The following is a 17,690-nucleotide window of genomic DNA, read 5'->3' as shown; positions in this document are numbered from 1 at the left end:
TTGTTATTCACAGTGAAAGGAGGGCAAAACGTGGAAAAAAAAGAGATAGAGCCCTTGCTGCAAGCAATAAAAAACGGCTCTCTCGAACAGTTCGAAATCATCATTGATCACTATCAGCAACCGATCTTTACATACTGCTACCATATGCTCTCCCATCACCAAGAAGCGGAAGTGGCTGTACAGGAAGTTCTGCTTCACGCTTACGAGCATCTGGAACAATATACGACCGCCGTATCCTTCTCGACATGGATCTGTCGAATTGCTCACAACTATTGTGTGAATGTGTTAAAGCGCAGAAAGCTAAGCCGTTGGTTCCCCTTTCTGTACAAACAGGATCACGGTGGAAGTGTAAAAGAGCATATCGATCTCCCTAATAGAGAAGAGGTTGTGGAGCGTATCTGGAATCGGCTGTCTGCTGAGGAACGGTCACTCGTTTTTTGGAGGGTGCTGGAGGAAAAAGCGTACGAGGAAATCGCAGAGCTGCTGGATAAACCACCTGAGGCCCTGCACAAACAATTCGAACGTATCTTAAAAAAGTGCAAACGTTATTTGCCAACGATGGAAGGGGTGGCCGCTAATGGACAAAAATCCGTTTAATCGCATGCAAGACATGCTGAGAGCGAAGCCAGTCCCGAAAGTCGATGTCAAACATAAAGTCATGGCAGCGATTCGTGCCAAGGAAAACAAGGAGGAAAAAGTCGTGAAAAAGAAAATTGGCTTGCTAGTCACTGTAGGTATGCTGGTAGGAGCGTCTTCCGTATGGGCGGGAGTAGAAATGATCCAGTTGAAAAATGAGAAGGGCGAAGTAGTTTACGAGATAAGGCAGCATACCGATCAAGAACAACAGCGATTGATTCAGCAAATGCCTCCAGAGGAACAGGCGAAAATGGAGGCGAGGGGGAAAATGTATGAGCATCGGGATGAGGTCAATAATGAAATTATTAATGGCTTGAAGCCTGGAACCTCAGTCGCTATATACTGGAAGCCGACAAAAGAAGAGGAAGAAATCCAAAAGAACATAACCTGGTCAATATATAAACAACCGTATATCACAATGGTATCTAAGCCGATGACTTATAAAACTTGGAAGGAAATGGAGGCGGCTGTAGGGAAGATGTTCACGCTTCCAGCCGAGCTTGCTGGAGGCTTCCGTTTCGATGAAGGTGACGTACACTATGAAGAAAACTACGAGTACATGGTGGACCTCGAAGCACTTAAGGCAAAAGCCATCAAAGAAAACAAAGAATACGCCTTCACAGAAATTCCGTCAAGCAACAAGTACGATTTTACCAGTGTCGCCTATAAGTCTGAGAAAGGTAGTGTAAGGGTAGAGGTACGAATAGCTCATGAAGGCAAAACAGGAACAAACGCAGAGGCACTGGAAAAAATCATGATTGGCAACAATGAAGCGGTTCTCACGACGCACGCTTCAAAAAATAGCGATAATCTGAATTGGATCACCTGGGTGAAAAATGGAACAAAACTGAAGTACTCTGTGCGTGCTACCGAGAAAGTGGCATCCAAAGACGAGTTGATCAAAATCGCCGAGCAGATCAACGATACGAAATAACCATATTCCCAAAAGAGGAGTACCACAAAGCGCCAGTTTGGCTTGTGGTACTCCTTTTCTATCTCTAATTGCTTATGTCACGTAGCTTGTTTGCCTTTTTTCCCATCAACTGCTTCAACCCATCCATATTAATCAGGATAATCCCGACAATAATCGTGATTCCCCCTACGAACGACAGGAGATAAAGCGGCTCATTGTACAGGATGACGCCCAAGCTTAAGGCAATCAACGGAGAGATATAGAGCCACGTGGATGGAAACACAGGGTTGGTTTTGGCAACGAGCCAATAGAATATGGTGTGCCCCATCATGGAACCCACGACGATCAAGTACAGGAGCGAGAGGATCGCATTTGCCGTGAGCATCGATTCGACATGCACTTGTTCGGTGAACAGAGATAATACAAGCAGCATGGCTCCTCCATACATCATCTGTGCTGCATTCAAAGCGATGGGTGAAGTATCTTGAAACCGTTGGATGACGCTACGGGAGTAAACGGTACCAGCAGAATAAAAGATTTGCCCGAATATGACTGCCATGCACCCTGTAAGCCAAAGCAGACTGAATGAGATGGTCACACCGGGTAAAATCAGCAAAAAGACACCAACAAAGGCAACCAAGCAACCCGCCCACGAAATACTGGGGAGCTTTTGCCGAGAAATGCCTGTTTGAAGCAGCATGACCATAAGCGGTGCTGTTGCCGATAAAATCGCGGCGATTCCTGAGCTTATATGCTGCTCCGCCCAATACAAGGTGGCAAATGTCCCAAATGTCAAACCGATACCAGTAAGGAACATTTCTTTATGAAGCAGCAGCGATAGTCGCGCCTGTTTTTTCCAGAGCATAAACGAAAACAAAATGACACCTGCCAGAAAGAACCGAAGTCCTCCTGAGAAAAACGGCGGCGCCCCCGCATCAATCCCGACTTTGATTGCCAGAAAAGTCGTTCCGAATATCAAGCACATGATCACATAATTAAGCAGTACCATTATGATTCCTCCCTTTTCCTCATCATAAAGGGAAGGGAATAGAACAGATAATATGGAATAGAACAGATGTGAAGGTCAGTGATTTATCATGGGGGAAAGGGGGGAGCTTGCATGAAAAGGGAGGCTCTTTCAAATAGTCATTCTGATAAGCTGTTCGAGCAAGTGTATGAATATCTTCTGGACCGGATCAGACGCGAAGAGTGGAGGGCACACGAGAAGCTTCCTTCTGTTCGAACGTTGGCGTTGGAATTGAATGTGCATCGCCTGACGGTTTTTAAAGCATTTCAATTATTAAAACAAAACCGCCATGTGTATGTGAAGGATAAGTCGGGGTATTATGTACAACCGAGCAGCCTGCTGCCAGTAGAGTCGATGGATGATCCAATCGTTTCTGCCTATGTGCATAAGAGTCACCTTTCTGAAATTCATCAGGTGCAGGCGACCTATCAATTTTCCAAAGCATTGATCGAGCCGAATTTATTGCCAAATCATTACTTTTCCGAGTACGTGAAGAAAGTGTTTGATCTGTATCCAAAAGTGCTAGGTACCTATTCAACCACACAAGGAGATCAGGAGCTGCGGGAAGCACTGTGCAGCTATTATATCAGCCGTTATCATTTCCACCTGTCACCCGATGAGCTGATGATCACATCCGGTTCGCAGGAAGCGATTGATTTGGTTGCCAGAGTCCTCGTAAAGCCACGTGATGTCGTGTTGCTGGAGAGACCCACTTACAGTCCTGCCATCGATGTATTCAGAAGACAGGGCGCCAAAATAATTCCGGTTGAGATTCATCCGCATGGTTATGATTTGGAGCAGGTTGAACGGTTGCTGCAAAAAGAAAAACCGCGCCTGTTTTATCTCAATCCGACCTTTCATAATCCAACGGGCTATACCGTTCCCGCCGAACAACGGAAGAGACTGGTAGAGCTGGCTGCGAAATATCAGTGTCTGATCGTAGAGGATGATCCGTGCCGCGATATGTACTTTGGCGATGAACCTCCACTGCCGTTTTTTTCTTACGATACGGAGGGGTATGTCATTTATTTGCGCAGCTTTAGCAAGTACATCGCGCCGGGGCTCAGTATTGCCACTGTGGCATGTCGTCCATCTATGATGAACTATTTGATTCAAGCGAAATCACTGTCAGACAGCGGAGCACCCCTGTTGAATCAAAAGATTTTTTTGCATTATTTCTTCTCCGAACGGATGCAGCAGCATTTGGCAAAGTTGCGGATTGCATTGGCTATTCGCCGGGATATCATGGAGGATGAGCTGTCAGTGACCGACTGGGAGTGGTCCAGCCCACCAGGAGGCTTTAATTTATGGGTAAAGCTGCCTGATTCCGTCCCAATGGAAAGTCTTCTGGGCAAATGCATAGAGCAATCCATTACGTTTGTTCCCGGTGCGATCTGTGACCCGCTGCGAGAGCTGAGCTCTTGGATACGCCTCAGTTATTCTTATTTGAATGAACAACAGCTGCGGGATGGTTTGCAAAGGCTCGTTAGTACGGTTCGCCAGTTGGATATAAAGGAATGAAGAAAGGCTGCTGACATGATGGTCGACAGCCTGTAGCCCACTCGTATAACGGGTGGGCTTTTTTCTTGTTTTGTGATTGTCATAGGAACGGAAAATACCCGTGGCTGTACTTCCATATTCCATCTCTCAAACAAATGCTCTGTTCATAGGTTAGTTCACATCGAATTCGTTGATTAGCTATGGGGTACATAAGGTTACTCGGTTCTGAACTGTGGCCTAACCCCAAGATGTGACCTATCTCATGGGCCAATGTAGATGGCGCAATAGCATTTGCATTAAGAAAAACGGAAGGGCGATGCTTAATAATCCCGTACAAGGCAAGGTGTTCTGAAGGGCTGGCCCTCTTCCATTTCCGCAGCAGCAAAGATAGTTTTTCGACTGTCCGTTGATTGCAGAATGTTGCAGCACCGGGTATATGAACGCCAGCAGATATACCATCAGGAGGGATTGAAGTAAGGTAGTAGATGTTAATACAAGGTAGTCGTTGTTTTGTTTTTCTCCAACCTCCTGCACGAGCGGTTTCAATAAAAAAATCCCGCAAGTCGTGGGATGAGTTGAAGCTATGCTGAAGCCTGTCATTTTCGAAGATATCATTTTCTTCATGGAACACGAGATTCATCCATGGAAAACCATTCACTTCAGCGTTCCTATCAAAATAACGTTGCGCATAGACAACGTTTTGTTTCACCGTAGACTTGGCTATTTCCATATCCTCAAATGCACCTTTCTGTACAATAACATTTAATGAGAAATGTGCGGTTTTTCTCCTCGTTAGAGAGTTAGACATTGTTGATCACTCTTTTCTTCCTGGACTTTTTTGTGCGCTTGGCAAATACCCAAATTGAGGAAATGAAGTGACGAACAAGTTGTGTCGAGAATATCTTGCAGCAAGACGAATTGAAGTACTCTAACTCCCCTGGTAGTAGGTTTTGTTGATCATACGTTGGGAGAGTTAGGGTTATTAAGTCATGTCCTAGGACATGAAAAAGGGAGGAAAACAAGTGAGCAGTGATTTCAGGAGAGATTTTGAAAGTATGGAAGTAAGCAGGATCGATGCAAGCAGCATGTTTTATAATAGTAGTGATTCTGGGGATTTATACCAATATCGATGTGGAGATAGATGCGGTTGTAGAGACAGATGCGGTTGTAGAGACAGATGCGGTTGCAGAGACAGATGCGGTTGTAGAGACAGATGCAGATGTTATGACAGATGTAGATGTTATGACAGATGCAGATGTTATGACAGATGCAGATGTTATGATAGATGCAGATCCAGATGTTGGGACTGATGTTGCGATAGGCGTCTAAAGGGTAAGATATAGAAATGCTGATAGAAGGGCCATAATCCATGATTATCGTGGGTTATGGCTTTTTTTCTTCCCCATCATTTTTTGACAAGAAGGACAAATTGCAGAGCATAAGATCAAAATAGTTGTGAAAGACATATTTCCGAAATCAGGGCACGGGAGGAGGCATAAAATGACGTCTGTCAACCCATCCATGCGACTAAAAGTAAAAGGGGATACGTATTACGTTCCAGATCCAGACGGCCGTGTGTATTTTCAAAACAATCTAGGATCATTTCAGATGGAAGGGAAGGGAATTGACAAGTGGATTGAAAAACTGATGCCCTTGTTTAACGGGGAACATACATTGGAAGAATTGACAACTGGGCTGTCTGACCAGCGTAGAAATCACATATATCACATTGCAGACATGCTGTACCAAAACGGCTTTGTCCACGATTGGAGCAGTCAGCTTTCACACCAGTTATCTAAGGAAATTATGGAGAAATACGCTCCTCAGATAGAATTTTTGAACAGCTTCACTGATTCCGCTGCTTATCGTTTTCAGTTGTACCGTCAAACCAAAGTGCTGGCCGTAGGCTCTGGTCCCCTACTTTCTGCTTTGGTTGCAGCATTGTTGGAATCAGGATTGCCTGCCATATACATAGCCACTACCCATTCCATGGAGACCAATCGGGAACGTTTGTGGGAATTGGCAGCACATGCTCGAAAAGAGGACTCCGAGGTAAAGCTGGAGGAAATTTACCTGCAAAAAAATGATCGGGATGGTTGGCAGAAGGCTGTGCAGACTTTTCAAGTTGTCTTATATGTACAACAAGAAGGCGACCTTGAGGAATTGCGGGTGCTTTATTCGATTTGCAAGGAACAAAACAAAATCTTTATTCCAGCTATTTACCACGACCAAGTGGGAATTGCGGGGCCAGTTTTACGTCCAGATGCAGATGGATGTTTTGAATCGGCCAGGCGCCGAATCCACCGATCTTCATTCAAGAACGGCTCTTGTTTCAGTGCTTATTCCCCCATTTCCGCTGCCATGTTAGCAAACATCGTTGTGTTTGAATTGCTGAAGACCATTACAGGGACATCTGGGCAGGAAAATAAAATCTTTCTCATGAATTTGGAGACGATGGAAGGAGAGTGGCATCCGTTTACCCCTCACCCTCTGGTGACTGGTGGTGCACGTGTGAAATGGGTGAAGGACACGAATCTACTTTTTGAACAACGTCTTCCTCAAAATGGCTCATATGATTTGCCAGCATTCTTTGGTTCGTTAACATCGGAGCAAACAGGAATTTTTCATACTTGGGACGAGGGGGATTTGGAACAACTCCCATTGGCGCAATGCCGAGTGGTAGTAGTTGATCCCTTATCCGAAGGTCCGGTAGAGTTACTTGCAGACATCGTTTGTTCAGCTTTGACGCATGATGGAGCTAGGCGTGAAGCGGGATTGGCGGGAATTGAAACGTATGCATCGAGAATGGCTAAACCGCTATTTGGGACTGAGGAATTTATTGGAATAGGCGCGGGTGAGACAGTTCCGGAAGCCGTTACCCGAGGATTGCAAAAGAGTTTGACAGCAGAGCTGCGTAAACAGCTCGAAAACCACCAAACTGCTGTTTATCCAGTTGAGCTGAGCTCAATAGAAGATAAACATTCTCTTTTTTACTTGCAGGCTCTGACAATCATGAACGGCCCACCGACGGTATGCCTGGGGGAGGAAATATCAGGATTCCCGGTAGTCTGGATAGGCACAAATGATCGCTGGTATTACAGCGTATGCTTACATCTGACTATGGGATTGCGCACCGTATTGCAGCAGGCGTTATGGGTAAACCATAACCCATCTCTTAGCCAAACAACGACATATGGGATTAATCCGTCCTCCATTGTAGTAAAAGAAAAGCTTCCACACAGTTTGGTCATCCCCACAGTTGAAGAGGCAGCACACTCCGAAATGTTGCAAGCCGCCTTGTCCTCTTTGCGACGAAACAATAAAGAGCTGTTCGTTTGTGAATTGGAATTGGAGCAAGTCTTTAAAGAGGAATTGGCAGGGGTATTTGGTGTGCTGTTGCGAAAGGATGAATCCTGATGAGCACAGTCCTGATGATTGTCGGAGAGGGATTGTTAGCGGATTTCGTATATCGAAACCTGTCCAGTCAATACAGTGTCGTGCAGCAGCCTGATTGTAAGGCTGATATACCCAAAGAGGTGGAATTGGCTTTAGTACTGCATGATTTCTGGCATCCTTCCATTCATCTGCAGGCTGAAGAGGTGTTCAAGAAGGCTGGCATTCCTTGGTTAAGGGGCTTTGTTTCATTTGGAGAGGGCGTAGTAGGACCACTCGTGGGACCACGTATGCAAGGATGTCCGCAGTGTGCCGACTTCCGAAGACTGATGACCCGCAAAAACCGGAGAGATCTGAGAGAAATTCAACTCCAGATAAAAAATCAAAAGAAACGACAGCGTGATGCATGGGCATCAAATACGGGAATGTACCAATTGGCGAACATGATCACAGCGGAAGCGCAAAGAGTGTTACAGGGCAGTCGCCCATATACAGAACAAAGAACAAGAATCCATTTGGTAAACTTGCAAACTCTGGCGACCTCAGAGCACTTCTTTTTGCCAAATCCAATATGTGAGGTATGTGGGGAATTGCCTGAGGATACACCTGAGGCCGCACGTATTACTCTTCAACCAAGACCAAAGGCAAATCCCAACAGTTATCGAATCTGTTCGCTAGATGTTTTTAAGGAAGTCCTCATTCAGGAGTATCTCGATTTTCGAACTGGCATGATCAACCAAAAAACCAAAGACCACCTGACCCCATTTGCCGTCATGAGCGTGAATCTACCGATGATAACGTCTAATGAAGGAGCAGCCGGGCGAACTCTTTCTTATGAGCAGAGTGAACTGACAGCCATCCTGGAGGCATTGGAGCGATACGCAGGTCTGCATCCACGAGGCAAAAGAACGGTCATCTGCGACAGTTATGAGAAGGTGAAAGACCACGCGCTCAACCCGCTGAAGATCGGGCTGCATTCGGAGGAGCAATATGCAAGTCCTGATTATCCTTTCCAAAGATTTGATCCAAAACGGCCCATGAATTGGGTATGGGGTTATTCATTTTTTAAGGAGAAGCCAATCTTGGTACCAGAATCGATTGCCTACTACGACCTGAAAGATGACTTCGTCTATGAAAACTCCAATGGCTGCGCGTTAGGCAGGTGTCTAGAGGAGGCCATTTTCTACGGTATATTGGAAGTGGTGGAACGAGACGCATTTCTTTTGACATGGTATGCACAACTGCCTTTACCGCGGCTTGATCCTGAATCTGCGAAAGACAAAGAATTGCTCTTGATGATAGAGCGAATAAAAGCAGTGGCAGGTTACGATTTGTATTTGTATAACGCGACAATGGAGAATGGGATACCAAGTGTTTGGGCCATTACGAAAAACAGGAAACAGAAGGGAGTCAATCTCGTCTGTGCCGCCGGGTCTCATCCGGATCCGTTGCGAGCTGTAAAAACTGCGGTGCATGAACTGGCCGACATGCTGTTAACACTGGATGAAAAATATGAAACGCATCGGGAAGAGTTTCTGCAAATGCTGCACGATCCCTTCCGGGTGCAAAGCATGGAAGACCATGGTATGCTGTACAGTCTGCCTGAAGCGGAAGAGCGACTGCACTTTTTGCTTCATGATGATCGGCCCATGCGAACATTTGACGAGGAGTTTAAGCTGCAGGCAGGTCATCATGACCTGACGGATGATTTGAAAGGCATTCTGCAGATTTTTAAGCAATTAAACCTCGAAGTGATAGTCGTTAACCAGACGACACCAGAAATGATCAGGAATGAACTGTACAGCGTGAAAGTTCTGATCCCTGGGATGCTGCCGATGACGTTTGGCTATCACTTAACCCGCGTAACAGGACTGGATCGTGTCTTGAACGTACCCATGCAGCTTGGCTATACCAAACATCCCCTGACATATGAACAACTGAATCCGCATCCGCATCCATTTCCATAGGTCTTGAAGTAGGAGGAAAAAGTATGCGCAGGGATGTATTTTTGCACAATCTGCTGTATGACATCGAAAAAATTATCCCCGCCGACTGGACAGTAGATTGGGAAGATTCCCCTCTGGTTTATAAGATCTATCGCGAACTGCCTGTCGTGCCGCTTTCGTTAGAAGTTCCGCTGTCTCTTGAACACGGCAGAAATAAACAATCATCGAAGCCAACCATTCGTGATATTGGCCATTTTCTCTGGGTCACATTTGGTCTTACCCGAGTGTCTGATCCAGGTAATGACTGGGATTTCTTCGACCAAAGATCAGAGGAGTTATTCCGAAGATTTGTTCCGTCTGGAGGGGCTTTGTATCCAAGCGAATTATACGTGTATGTAAACATAGATGACTTGCCCGAGGGAGTGTACCATTACGACGCTGCCCATCATCGTTTGGTGTTGCTGCGCAAAGGAAATTGCGATTCATATCTGGCAATGGCTCTGGGTGGCTATTGCGACATGTCAGAGTGTTTTGCTGCCGTATTTGTATCGACAATGTTTTGGAAAAATTTCTTTAAGTATCATAATTTATCGTACCGCCTCCAAGGTTTGGATGCAGGGGTACTGATTGGCCAGCTGCTTGAAGCAGCGAAAAGGTTTGGTTTTACAACAGGTGTTTACTATCAATTTCTCGATCGAGCCGTCAATCATCTGCTGGGGCTGAACCAATGGGAAGAAAGCGTATATGCAGTGATTCCTCTCTCGATAAAATCAGATATCAATTGGTTTGCCCATAAGCGTGAAGGAATGGCAATTGTCTGGGATAAAGAATTGTATCAGAAGTTACCCGCTGTTCAGCATCATTCCTATATCCGTTCTCGAAGGATTAGAAAATATCCCATGCTGATAAAGTTGAATGAGGCATCAAAGTTCGAATCAACGGACTGCTTTCATCGGGTACGGGGAGAAAAAAAGCCTGTCTTTGGAGGTCCTTCTCTGGCATTACCAAACGTAAAACCTTTAAACTGGGATCTTATGGAGGCGAGCCGAAAGAGGTTTTCACCTGGTGAGCGCTTCATTTTACGCGAAGTGAGTCAACAGCAATTAGCCACTCTTTTGCGTGAGGCGACAAATGCTTTCTTCTACCGAAATGATCTGGATCGAATAGATATCCCCGAAATCCAAGAACAACCGAGGTCTCGAGTTTCGTTGTACTGCTGTCTCTATTCTGTGGAGGGTATTCCCGCTGGCGCCTATTATTATGATTATCTTTCTCATAAATTAAGGCTCATTCGTCTTGGAGACCATCGCCCCATATTAAAACAGGCAATGACTATGAGCGACTTCGATGTTCCGATCTGCCTGCATGTGGTAGGGGACTATCATTACTACAGACATAAACTCGGATACAGAGGATATCGTATTCAACAAATGGAAGCGGGTATACTTGTACAAAAATTACTGTTGGTAGCTTCTTCGATCGGATTGGCAGGCCATCCGCTTCTCGATTATGATGCAAAAACATGCGATAAAATCTACAAAATCACGAATGTAAACCAAAGCTGTTTAATACAAGTACCTGTTGGGCCCTATCGTTTACCCAATACGTTAACCGGACATTTGTACGTATAGGAAGGAGCTGAAGCACACGTAAACAGACATCAATTACGCAGCGACCATTTCCCGATATTTCACTGGGGAGCGGTCGTTTCGTTTTCCCCATGAAAAAATCCCCCTCCGATCACAACGTGTAAATCCATCTTCAGCCGATGTCTTTTTTACGTTGTCTACTGTAAGGGGATATTACCACGAACTTATTTCGATTTGCTTACTTGATCGAGATGATTCACCAGCTCTACGGTTCCAGCCAACTTTACGATTGATGAAGGCGAGTTTTTTGAGAATGCGCCATTGATCTTGGATGGGCTGGTTCGCATTTTCAAACTGAGCAGCGATGGGAGAGAGGTTACATTGTACAGGCTATCGGCTGGCGAGTGCTGCCCACTCATCGCGTCTAGCATTTTGGGAGAAACGGTGTATGAAGCCTCTGCTTGTGCGGCAAATTACGCATATTCAACGTTCTAAACTACCTACGGTTGAATAATCCGTATTTGAAAATACAAAAATTTGTAGGAAGAGATAAGTACTGTGTTATACTGAGTCTACCATTTACTGTTCCTGTAGCATTCCCTACTCCATTTACGCGAGTAGGGTTTTTTATTTGTGTTTCAGAAAACCAAAAAACAGACCCCTTACAGGAGTCTGTTTTTTGTGTATGGCTATATTAAACTTTTTGAACGTTAGTAGCTTGTGGTCCGCGTTGGCCTTGTTCTACGTCAAAAGTAACTTTTTGACCTTCGTCAAGGGATTTGAAACCTTCGCCTTGGATAGCAGAGAAGTGAACAAATACGTCTTCTTTACCTTCGCGCTCAATAAAACCAAAACCTTTTTCTGCGTTAAACCATTTTACTGTACCTTGTTCCATTGTTGTTGCCTCCTAGTGTGTAGCACACATATATTACTATCCTTGCTCTCAGGATCATCAAGACGATAATTTGTTATCTACGCTATCCGTTGCTTCGAACAAAAATAATTCTTTACTAGCATAACAGGATATTGAACGGATAGCAAATGATTCACGTATGTTGACGAAAGAAAATACAGAGGAGCCACTATCCTAACTCCAATCTGTCCTTATTTCACAAGCTTTTATTCAGATCAGTCAATTCCTTGGCCGTCAGATTGCGCCATTGCCCTAATTTCAAATTCCCTAGTGTGATGTTCATGATGCGTACCCGTTCAAGCTTTCGCACCTGATAACCAAAAGCCTGACACATCCGTCTGATTTGCCGATTCAGTCCTTGCGTCAGCACGATATTGAAGACACGGTCGCTGACTTTGGTTACTTTGCAAGGCTTTGTGGTCGTTCCGAGAATACGTACGCCGTTTGCCATTCCGTGCAAGAAATTCGCCGTGATGGGCTTATCTACGGTGACGATGTACTCTTTGTCATGATTGTTCTCGGCACGCAAAATTTTGTTTACGATATCCCCGTCATTTGTCAACAGGATGAGGCCTTGCGAATCCTTATCCAGACGCCCGATAGGAAAAATCCGCTCCGGGTGATTCACGAAATCGATGATGTTGCCTTTGATGTGCAGTTCAGTTGTACACGTAATTCCGACAGGCTTGTTCAAGGCGATGTAGACATCTTTCTTTTTGGCGCCGAGCGGCTGTCCATCGATGCGCACATCATCTCCTGGCGCAGCCGTACTTCCCAATTCCGCGAGTTGACCATTGATCGTCACGCGCTTGGCCTCGATTAATTTATCGGCTTCTCTTCGCGAGCAAATGCCGGTTTCACTGATGAACTTATTAATTCTCATGAGACGTTCCTTTCGCTATTGCTGCTGCTTTTCCAGTTTTTCCAGTAGTTTTTTTCGCCAAGGCTGGGCCAATTCCTCTACCTCGAGCATACGCTGTATCGTCTCTTGGGATGGTGACTTGTCGTGGAAGTATAAGTGGTGAATTGACGCTACCGTTACTTGTTTTGGATGCGCAGTGACGAGGGTAATCTTCGAGTCTGGCTTAATCGTCCCTTCCTGCAAGACACGGAAGAAATAGCCCGTATAGCCCATTTCCACCACCGCTTTGAGCAGCTGGTTATTGTTGTTGCGCTTGTTGATGGTCGCGCAAGGATATCTGCCCTGGGTCACTTGCAGGATGGTATCACCGAATTGATACACATCCCCGATGCAGACCTGCTCTTCAGTCATGCCAACGAGCGTGAGATTTTCTCCGAATGCTGCATTGGTCAGAGGTTGGCCGAATAACTTCTCCCAATGGGCATAATGTTCAAAAGGATACGCACAGACGACGCGGTCTGGGCCGCCGTGGTACTCTGGATTCGCAATATCGTCTTCATCAATTTTCTCGGAACGGACAACGAGCTCGCCTGCTTCCTCCTTCCAAATGCCGGAGAGATATTCTTTGCCGTTGTACATATTACTTTTAGGCAATCCTTTACTAATCGTAACGATTTTTCTGTTCAACTAATGCTCACTCCCAGCCTGTACGATTGCTTCTCTTTTTATCCCCATACTATACCACATTCCCTAATATCCTCCACAGCGGATGGGCACCAGCCGTAGCTTCTGGTATGATGATGGAAAGGAAAACACAGGAGGCCTCAGTGACATGCAATCATTTGGTGTGGCACTACACACAGATAAATATCAAATAAACATGATGTACGCCCATTGGGTGAACGGAACACACAATCAGAAGGTCGTTTTTGAAGCATTTTTCCGCAAGCTGCCTTTTGGAAACGGATACGCTGTATCTGCCGGATTGGAACGAATTATTTCCTATATAAAAAATTTGCGCTTTGAAGAAAGCGATCTCAAGTATTTGAGTGAGCAAGAGGAGAACTACGATCCAAAGTTTTTGGAAGAGCTGCGCCAGCTTCGTTTTAAGGGCTCGCTCTACTCTGTGAAGGAAGGAACCGTGGTTTTCCCGAACGAGCCGCTGATTCGCGTAGAGGGGCGTGTCATGGAGGCACAGCTGGTTGAGACGGCCCTGTTGAACTACATGAACTACCAGACGCTGATTGCGACCAAAGCTTCGCGGATTAAAAACGTAGCAGGCAATGATGTTCTCATGGAATTCGGAACAAGAAGGGCGCAGGAGGCAGATGCTGCGCTGTGGGGGACGCGGGCAGCTTATTTGGCAGGCTTCGATGCGACCTCGAACATGCTGGCAGGGAAAATGTTTGGTATTCCGACCAAAGGCACGCACGCCCACGCTTGGGTACAGAGCTTCGAGAGCGAAGCGGAGGCTTTTGAGCGGTTTGCAAAAGCACTCCCAGGGCAGGTCACTCTGTTGGTAGACACCTACGATACGCTGAAAAGCGGCGTGCCGAATGCGATTAAGCTAGGAAAGCAAATGGAGAAGGAAGGCAAGAAGCTGGCTGCCGTCAGACTGGACAGTGGCGACTTGGCCTATTTGTCCATCAAAACGCGTGAAATGCTTGATAAGGCCGGGCTGCCCGATGTGAAAATTGTTGCTTCCAACGATCTCGATGAGCACACGATTATGAACCTGAAAGTACAGGGAGCACGCGTGGACAGCTGGGGAGTAGGAACGCAGCTCATCACGGCAGCGGATCAGCCGACGCTCGGTGGCGTATACAAGCTGGTAGCGCGCGAAGGCGCCGACGGAAAATATCAGCCGACCATCAAAATCTCCGGGAATCCCGAAAAAGTCACGACGCCGGGCATCAAAGACATGTACCGATTGATTGATCCGGAAACAGGCAAAGCGATTGCTGACTACATGTGCTTCCCGCATGAGACAACAGTCGAAGAGGGAGCACCTCTCCATTTGTTCCATCCGAGCCATACGTATTTGAGCAAGCATTTGGAGAACTACCAGGCAGAGTCGCTGCTCGTTCCGGTTTTTGTGGATGGGGAACTGGTTTATGAATTGCCGACTCTCCAAGAGATTCGCAACTACCATCGTGAGCAACTCAAGCTGTTCTGGCCTGAATACTTGCGCATGCTGAATCCGGAGCATTACCGTCTGCACATCAGCGAAGAGATGTGGGAGACAAAAACGAAGCTGATGAAGGCGTATTTGAAAAAATAAGAGAAAAACGTCTGATGTGTCGTGAGGATGCATCGGGCGTTTTTTATTTGTTTACCAAAAATAACACAATAATGTGAAAACAACGAAAATAAATTGTCTGAATTTACTTGAATCGTATATAATTACTCCATTCATCCTTTAGCTCTGCGCCAAGGTGATGTAGAAAACGCATGTGAAAAGTATTGGGGAGGAAGAGAGATGCTACATACTGTAGAGAAAGAAAACCTGAATCCATACGAAATTGTGCAGAAACAGATTGACGCTGCAGCGGCATTGTTGGGATTGCGGACCGATGCTGTAGAAATTTTAAAGCGACCCAAACGAGTATTGGCTGTCAGCTTTCCTGTCAAGATGGACGATGGCAGCGTGCGTGTCTTTGAAGGCTACCGATCTCAGCATAATGATGCGGTAGGACCGACCAAGGGAGGGATTCGCTTTCATCCGGATGTAACGATGGATGAAGTCAAGGCGCTCTCCATGTGGATGTCATTCAAATGTGGCGTGGTTGGTCGAAAAGGCGGCGTCATATGTGATCCCCACGAATTCAGCAAAAGCGAGCTGGAACGAGTCAGCCGCGGCTTCATGGAAGCCATCGCTGATATTGTCGGACCTGAGACAGACATACCTGCACCCGATGTGTATACGACCCCGCAGATCATGGGCTGGATGATGGATACGTACAGTCGATTAAGAGGCACCTATTCTCCGGGAGTCATCACGGGAAAACCGCTGAGTGTCGGCGGTTCCAAAGGAAGAAACGAAGCAACTGCCCGCGGATGTGTCTTTACCATACTCGAGGCATTAAAAGATTCTGGACGAAAGCCGGAACAAACAACCGTTGCGATTCAAGGCTTTGGCAACGCGGGAAGAATTGCTGCCAGACTTTTGACGGAGCTGGGCTTCAAAATCGTGGCGGTCAGTGACTCACGCGGAGGCATTTATGATGCTGCTGGCTTGGACATAGAAAAGGTAGGACAGTTAAAAGACAATGCTACCATTTTGGAGTATGTAGGTGGTACGGTCATCTCTAATGAACAGCTGTTGAAGCTCGAAGTGGATATTCTAATCCCGGCCGCGTTGGAAAATGTCATCACAGCAGCGAATGCCCACAGTATTCAAGCCAAGTGGATTGCAGAAGCAGCAAACGGACCTACTACACCGGATGCTGACGCCATTTTGCGAGAAAAAGGAATTATCGTTATTCCCGATATTCTCGCCAATGCAGGCGGCGTGACGGTTTCTTATTTTGAATGGGTGCAAAACCTGATGAATTACTATTGGTCCGAGCAGGAGGTAAACGAAAAGCTGCAAACGACAATGATTAACGCCTATCGCGCCGTGAAAGAACTCTCTGATCAATACAAGGTGGACTTGCGCACGGGAGCCTATATGATCTCGCTTTTGCGAATTACCGAGGCGATGGAAGCGCGCGGCTGGATTTAAGGGAAGAGACCTCTTGCAACTTGCTTGCAAGGGGATTTTTTCGTTTTCCCCTGTGTGATTAGCAGGAAGGCTAGTATTTTTGTCGAATTTGTCGGATTAATGTTTTTCTACCTGTGTTCAAAGGATGGAAAGGGGGATCTTTATGCCAATCAAATTGCCCGACGAATTGCCTGCAACGGAAATACTCGCCCAAGAAAATATTTTTGTGATGAAGGATAGCCGTGCCTTCACACAGGACATACGACCGCTCAGGATCGTCATTCTCAACCTCATGCCAGTGAAGGAAACAACGGAAACACAGTTACTCCGCCTCCTGGGGAATACGCCGCTACAGGTGGAAATCGTGCTTTTGCACATGTCCAGCCATACGTCCAAAAATACGTCGGAAGAACATTTATCGATGTTTTATAAAACGTTTGAGGAGATCCGTGACCAGCGATTTGATGGCATGATCATCACCGGAGCGCCTGTGGAACAGCTCGAGTTCACAGACGTCACGTACTGGCGGGAGTTGACAGAAATCCTCGATTGGAAAATGGAGAACGTCACTTCGACCCTGCATATTTGTTGGGGAGCACAAGCGGGTCTTTACCACCACTTTGGCGTTCCGAAGCATCCTTTGCCAGAAAAAATGTTCGGAATCTTCCCTCATACACTCAATAAGCAAAATGTGAAGCTGTTCCGCGGATTTGACAACTATTTCCACATTCCGCATTCCAGGCATACCGAAAATCGCAGGGAAGACATCGAGCAAGTGTCAGAGCTGGAGATTTTGTCCGAGTCTGATGAAGCAGGGGTTTACATCGTAGCGACGAGGGATGGCAGACAAATTTTTGTGACAGGACATTCCGAGTATGATCCGACTACCTTGCAAGATGAGTACCAGCGGGATGTGAACAAAGGCTTGGACATTGCTGTTCCGCGCAATTACTATCCAAAGGACGATCCAAGTCGCGAGCCTATTGTCACTTGGCGTGCACATGCGAATTTGATGTTTTCCAACTGGTTAAACTATTACGTTTACCAAGAGACTCCGTATGATTTGAACAACAACAAGCGATAGCATCGTAGCAACCATCCGAGGTGATTCGGATGGTTTTTGTTTGGCCCAGTTGACGTAATAAATGGCGACAGGTAGTGTGAGAATAATCGCGCAGGAATACTACCGGGAATTCAAGCAAGATGGG

General features: G+C 46.1%; 16 protein-coding genes. 11 read left to right on the top strand and 5 right to left on the bottom strand.

Annotated elements, in window-relative coordinates:
* The first annotated feature begins 30 nt into the window (after window positions 1-30).
* Both FB479_RS23980 and FB479_RS23975 read left to right on the top strand, forming a co-directional pair.
* Window positions 31-597 (top strand): RNA polymerase sigma factor, encoded by a 567-nt coding sequence (locus tag FB479_RS23980; protein ID WP_142066949.1) that lies wholly within the window; start codon window positions 31-33, stop codon window positions 595-597.
* A complete protein-coding gene (locus FB479_RS23975; RefSeq protein ID WP_142066948.1) occupies window positions 578-1,570 on the top strand; it encodes a hypothetical protein in 993 nt (330 codons plus the stop codon). Before FB479_RS23980 ends, FB479_RS23975 begins: the two co-directional genes overlap by 20 nt.
* Before the next feature lie 64 nt (window positions 1,571-1,634).
* Here FB479_RS23975 and FB479_RS23970 read toward each other — a convergent pair whose 3' ends face one another.
* A complete protein-coding gene (locus FB479_RS23970; RefSeq protein WP_142066947.1) occupies window positions 1,635-2,558 on the bottom strand; it encodes a DMT family transporter in 924 nt (307 codons plus the stop codon).
* 111 nt (window positions 2,559-2,669) lie between these two features.
* Between FB479_RS23970 and FB479_RS23965 the strand changes: the two genes are divergently transcribed.
* The gene (locus FB479_RS23965) at window positions 2,670-4,097 is read left to right on the top strand and encodes an aminotransferase-like domain-containing protein (RefSeq protein ID WP_142066946.1); all 1,428 of its coding nucleotides are present in this window, start codon (window positions 2,670-2,672) and stop codon (window positions 4,095-4,097) included.
* A 79-nt stretch (window positions 4,098-4,176) separates the two neighbouring features.
* Here the strand turns inward: FB479_RS23965 and FB479_RS23960 are convergent, their stop codons facing one another.
* Window positions 4,177-4,884, bottom strand: coding sequence for a matrixin family metalloprotease (locus FB479_RS23960; RefSeq protein ID WP_142066945.1), 708 nt, complete (start codon window positions 4,882-4,884; stop codon window positions 4,177-4,179).
* A gap of 266 nt (window positions 4,885-5,150) precedes the next feature.
* Between FB479_RS23960 and FB479_RS23955 the strand changes: the two genes are divergently transcribed.
* The 5 genes from FB479_RS23955 to FB479_RS31305 all read left to right on the top strand — a co-directional run bounded on the left by FB479_RS23955 (window position 5,151) and on the right by FB479_RS31305 (window position 11,499).
* Window positions 5,151-5,405 (top strand): hypothetical protein, encoded by a 255-nt coding sequence (locus FB479_RS23955; RefSeq protein WP_164724529.1) that lies wholly within the window; start codon window positions 5,151-5,153, stop codon window positions 5,403-5,405.
* A gap of 171 nt (window positions 5,406-5,576) precedes the next feature.
* Complete coding sequence (locus tag FB479_RS23950; RefSeq protein WP_142066944.1) at window positions 5,577-7,493, top strand: putative thiazole-containing bacteriocin maturation protein; 1,917 nt, start codon at window positions 5,577-5,579, stop codon at window positions 7,491-7,493.
* Window positions 7,493-9,436, top strand: coding sequence for a TOMM precursor leader peptide-binding protein (locus tag FB479_RS23945; protein ID WP_142066943.1), 1,944 nt, complete (start codon window positions 7,493-7,495; stop codon window positions 9,434-9,436). Before FB479_RS23950 ends, FB479_RS23945 begins: the two co-directional genes overlap by 1 nt.
* A gap of 23 nt (window positions 9,437-9,459) precedes the next feature.
* Window positions 9,460-11,046: a SagB family peptide dehydrogenase gene (locus tag FB479_RS23940; RefSeq protein WP_142066942.1), complete on the top strand. Its 1,587-nt coding sequence runs from the start codon at window positions 9,460-9,462 to the stop codon at window positions 11,044-11,046.
* A 246-nt stretch (window positions 11,047-11,292) separates the two neighbouring features.
* Complete coding sequence (locus tag FB479_RS31305; protein WP_370511700.1) at window positions 11,293-11,499, top strand: cyclic nucleotide-binding domain-containing protein; 207 nt, start codon at window positions 11,293-11,295, stop codon at window positions 11,497-11,499.
* 199 nt (window positions 11,500-11,698) lie between these two features.
* On the opposite strand, the gene FB479_RS23930 is transcribed toward FB479_RS31305, so the two are convergent.
* The 3 genes from FB479_RS23930 to FB479_RS23920 all read right to left on the bottom strand — a co-directional run bounded on the left by FB479_RS23930 (window position 11,699) and on the right by FB479_RS23920 (window position 13,466).
* The gene (locus FB479_RS23930) at window positions 11,699-11,899 is read right to left on the bottom strand and encodes a cold-shock protein (protein WP_048031267.1); all 201 of its coding nucleotides are present in this window, start codon (window positions 11,897-11,899) and stop codon (window positions 11,699-11,701) included.
* A gap of 214 nt (window positions 11,900-12,113) precedes the next feature.
* Window positions 12,114-12,800 (bottom strand): 23S rRNA pseudouridine(2604) synthase RluF, encoded by a 687-nt coding sequence (rluF, locus tag FB479_RS23925; protein ID WP_142066941.1) that lies wholly within the window; start codon window positions 12,798-12,800, stop codon window positions 12,114-12,116.
* A gap of 15 nt (window positions 12,801-12,815) precedes the next feature.
* Complete coding sequence (locus FB479_RS23920) at window positions 12,816-13,466, bottom strand: MOSC domain-containing protein (RefSeq protein ID WP_142066940.1); 651 nt, start codon at window positions 13,464-13,466, stop codon at window positions 12,816-12,818.
* Between the two features lie 145 nt (window positions 13,467-13,611).
* On the opposite strand from FB479_RS23920, the gene FB479_RS23915 reads away from it, so the two are divergent.
* The 3 genes from FB479_RS23915 to metA all read left to right on the top strand — a co-directional run bounded on the left by FB479_RS23915 (window position 13,612) and on the right by metA (window position 17,566).
* Complete coding sequence (locus FB479_RS23915; protein WP_106654102.1) at window positions 13,612-15,060, top strand: nicotinate phosphoribosyltransferase; 1,449 nt, start codon at window positions 13,612-13,614, stop codon at window positions 15,058-15,060.
* A 198-nt stretch (window positions 15,061-15,258) separates the two neighbouring features.
* Window positions 15,259-16,503, top strand: a complete 1,245-nt coding sequence (locus FB479_RS23910) for a Glu/Leu/Phe/Val family dehydrogenase (RefSeq protein WP_142066939.1) — start codon at window positions 15,259-15,261, stop codon at window positions 16,501-16,503.
* 142 nt (window positions 16,504-16,645) lie between these two features.
* Entirely contained in the window at window positions 16,646-17,566 is a 921-nt protein-coding gene (metA, locus tag FB479_RS23905; RefSeq protein WP_142066938.1) for a homoserine O-acetyltransferase MetA, read from the top strand.
* Window positions 17,567-17,690: the final 124 nt, after the last annotated feature.

The sequence above is a fragment of the Brevibacillus sp. AG162 genome (assembly GCF_006715575.1).
Classification (GTDB): Bacteria; Bacillota; Bacilli; order Brevibacillales; family Brevibacillaceae; genus Brevibacillus; species Brevibacillus brevis.
The sequence above is the reverse complement of the archived record's forward strand: the minus strand, read 5'-3'. Positions and strand labels throughout refer to the sequence as shown.

Coding starts and splice junctions, on each gene's coding strand:
- FB479_RS23975 (WP_142066948.1), top strand. CDS start 578: ATGGACAAAAATCCGTTTAATCGCATGCAAGACATGCTGAGAGCGAAG.
- FB479_RS23970 (WP_142066947.1), bottom strand. CDS start 2,558: ATGGTACTGCTTAATTATGTGATCATGTGCTTGATATTCGGAACGACT.
- FB479_RS23965 (WP_142066946.1), top strand. CDS start 2,670: ATGAAAAGGGAGGCTCTTTCAAATAGTCATTCTGATAAGCTGTTCGAG.
- FB479_RS23960 (WP_142066945.1), bottom strand. CDS start 4,884: ATGTCTAACTCTCTAACGAGGAGAAAAACCGCACATTTCTCATTAAAT.
- FB479_RS23955 (WP_164724529.1), top strand. CDS start 5,151: ATGCAAGCAGCATGTTTTATAATAGTAGTGATTCTGGGGATTTATACC.
- FB479_RS23950 (WP_142066944.1), top strand. CDS start 5,577: ATGACGTCTGTCAACCCATCCATGCGACTAAAAGTAAAAGGGGATACG.
- FB479_RS23945 (WP_142066943.1), top strand. CDS start 7,493: ATGAGCACAGTCCTGATGATTGTCGGAGAGGGATTGTTAGCGGATTTC.
- FB479_RS23940 (WP_142066942.1), top strand. CDS start 9,460: ATGCGCAGGGATGTATTTTTGCACAATCTGCTGTATGACATCGAAAAA.
- FB479_RS23930 (WP_048031267.1), bottom strand. CDS start 11,899: ATGGAACAAGGTACAGTAAAATGGTTTAACGCAGAAAAAGGTTTTGGT.
- rluF (WP_142066941.1), bottom strand. CDS start 12,800: ATGAGAATTAATAAGTTCATCAGTGAAACCGGCATTTGCTCGCGAAGA.
- FB479_RS23915 (WP_106654102.1), top strand. CDS start 13,612: ATGCAATCATTTGGTGTGGCACTACACACAGATAAATATCAAATAAAC.
- FB479_RS23910 (WP_142066939.1), top strand. CDS start 15,259: ATGCTACATACTGTAGAGAAAGAAAACCTGAATCCATACGAAATTGTG.
- metA (WP_142066938.1), top strand. CDS start 16,646: ATGCCAATCAAATTGCCCGACGAATTGCCTGCAACGGAAATACTCGCC.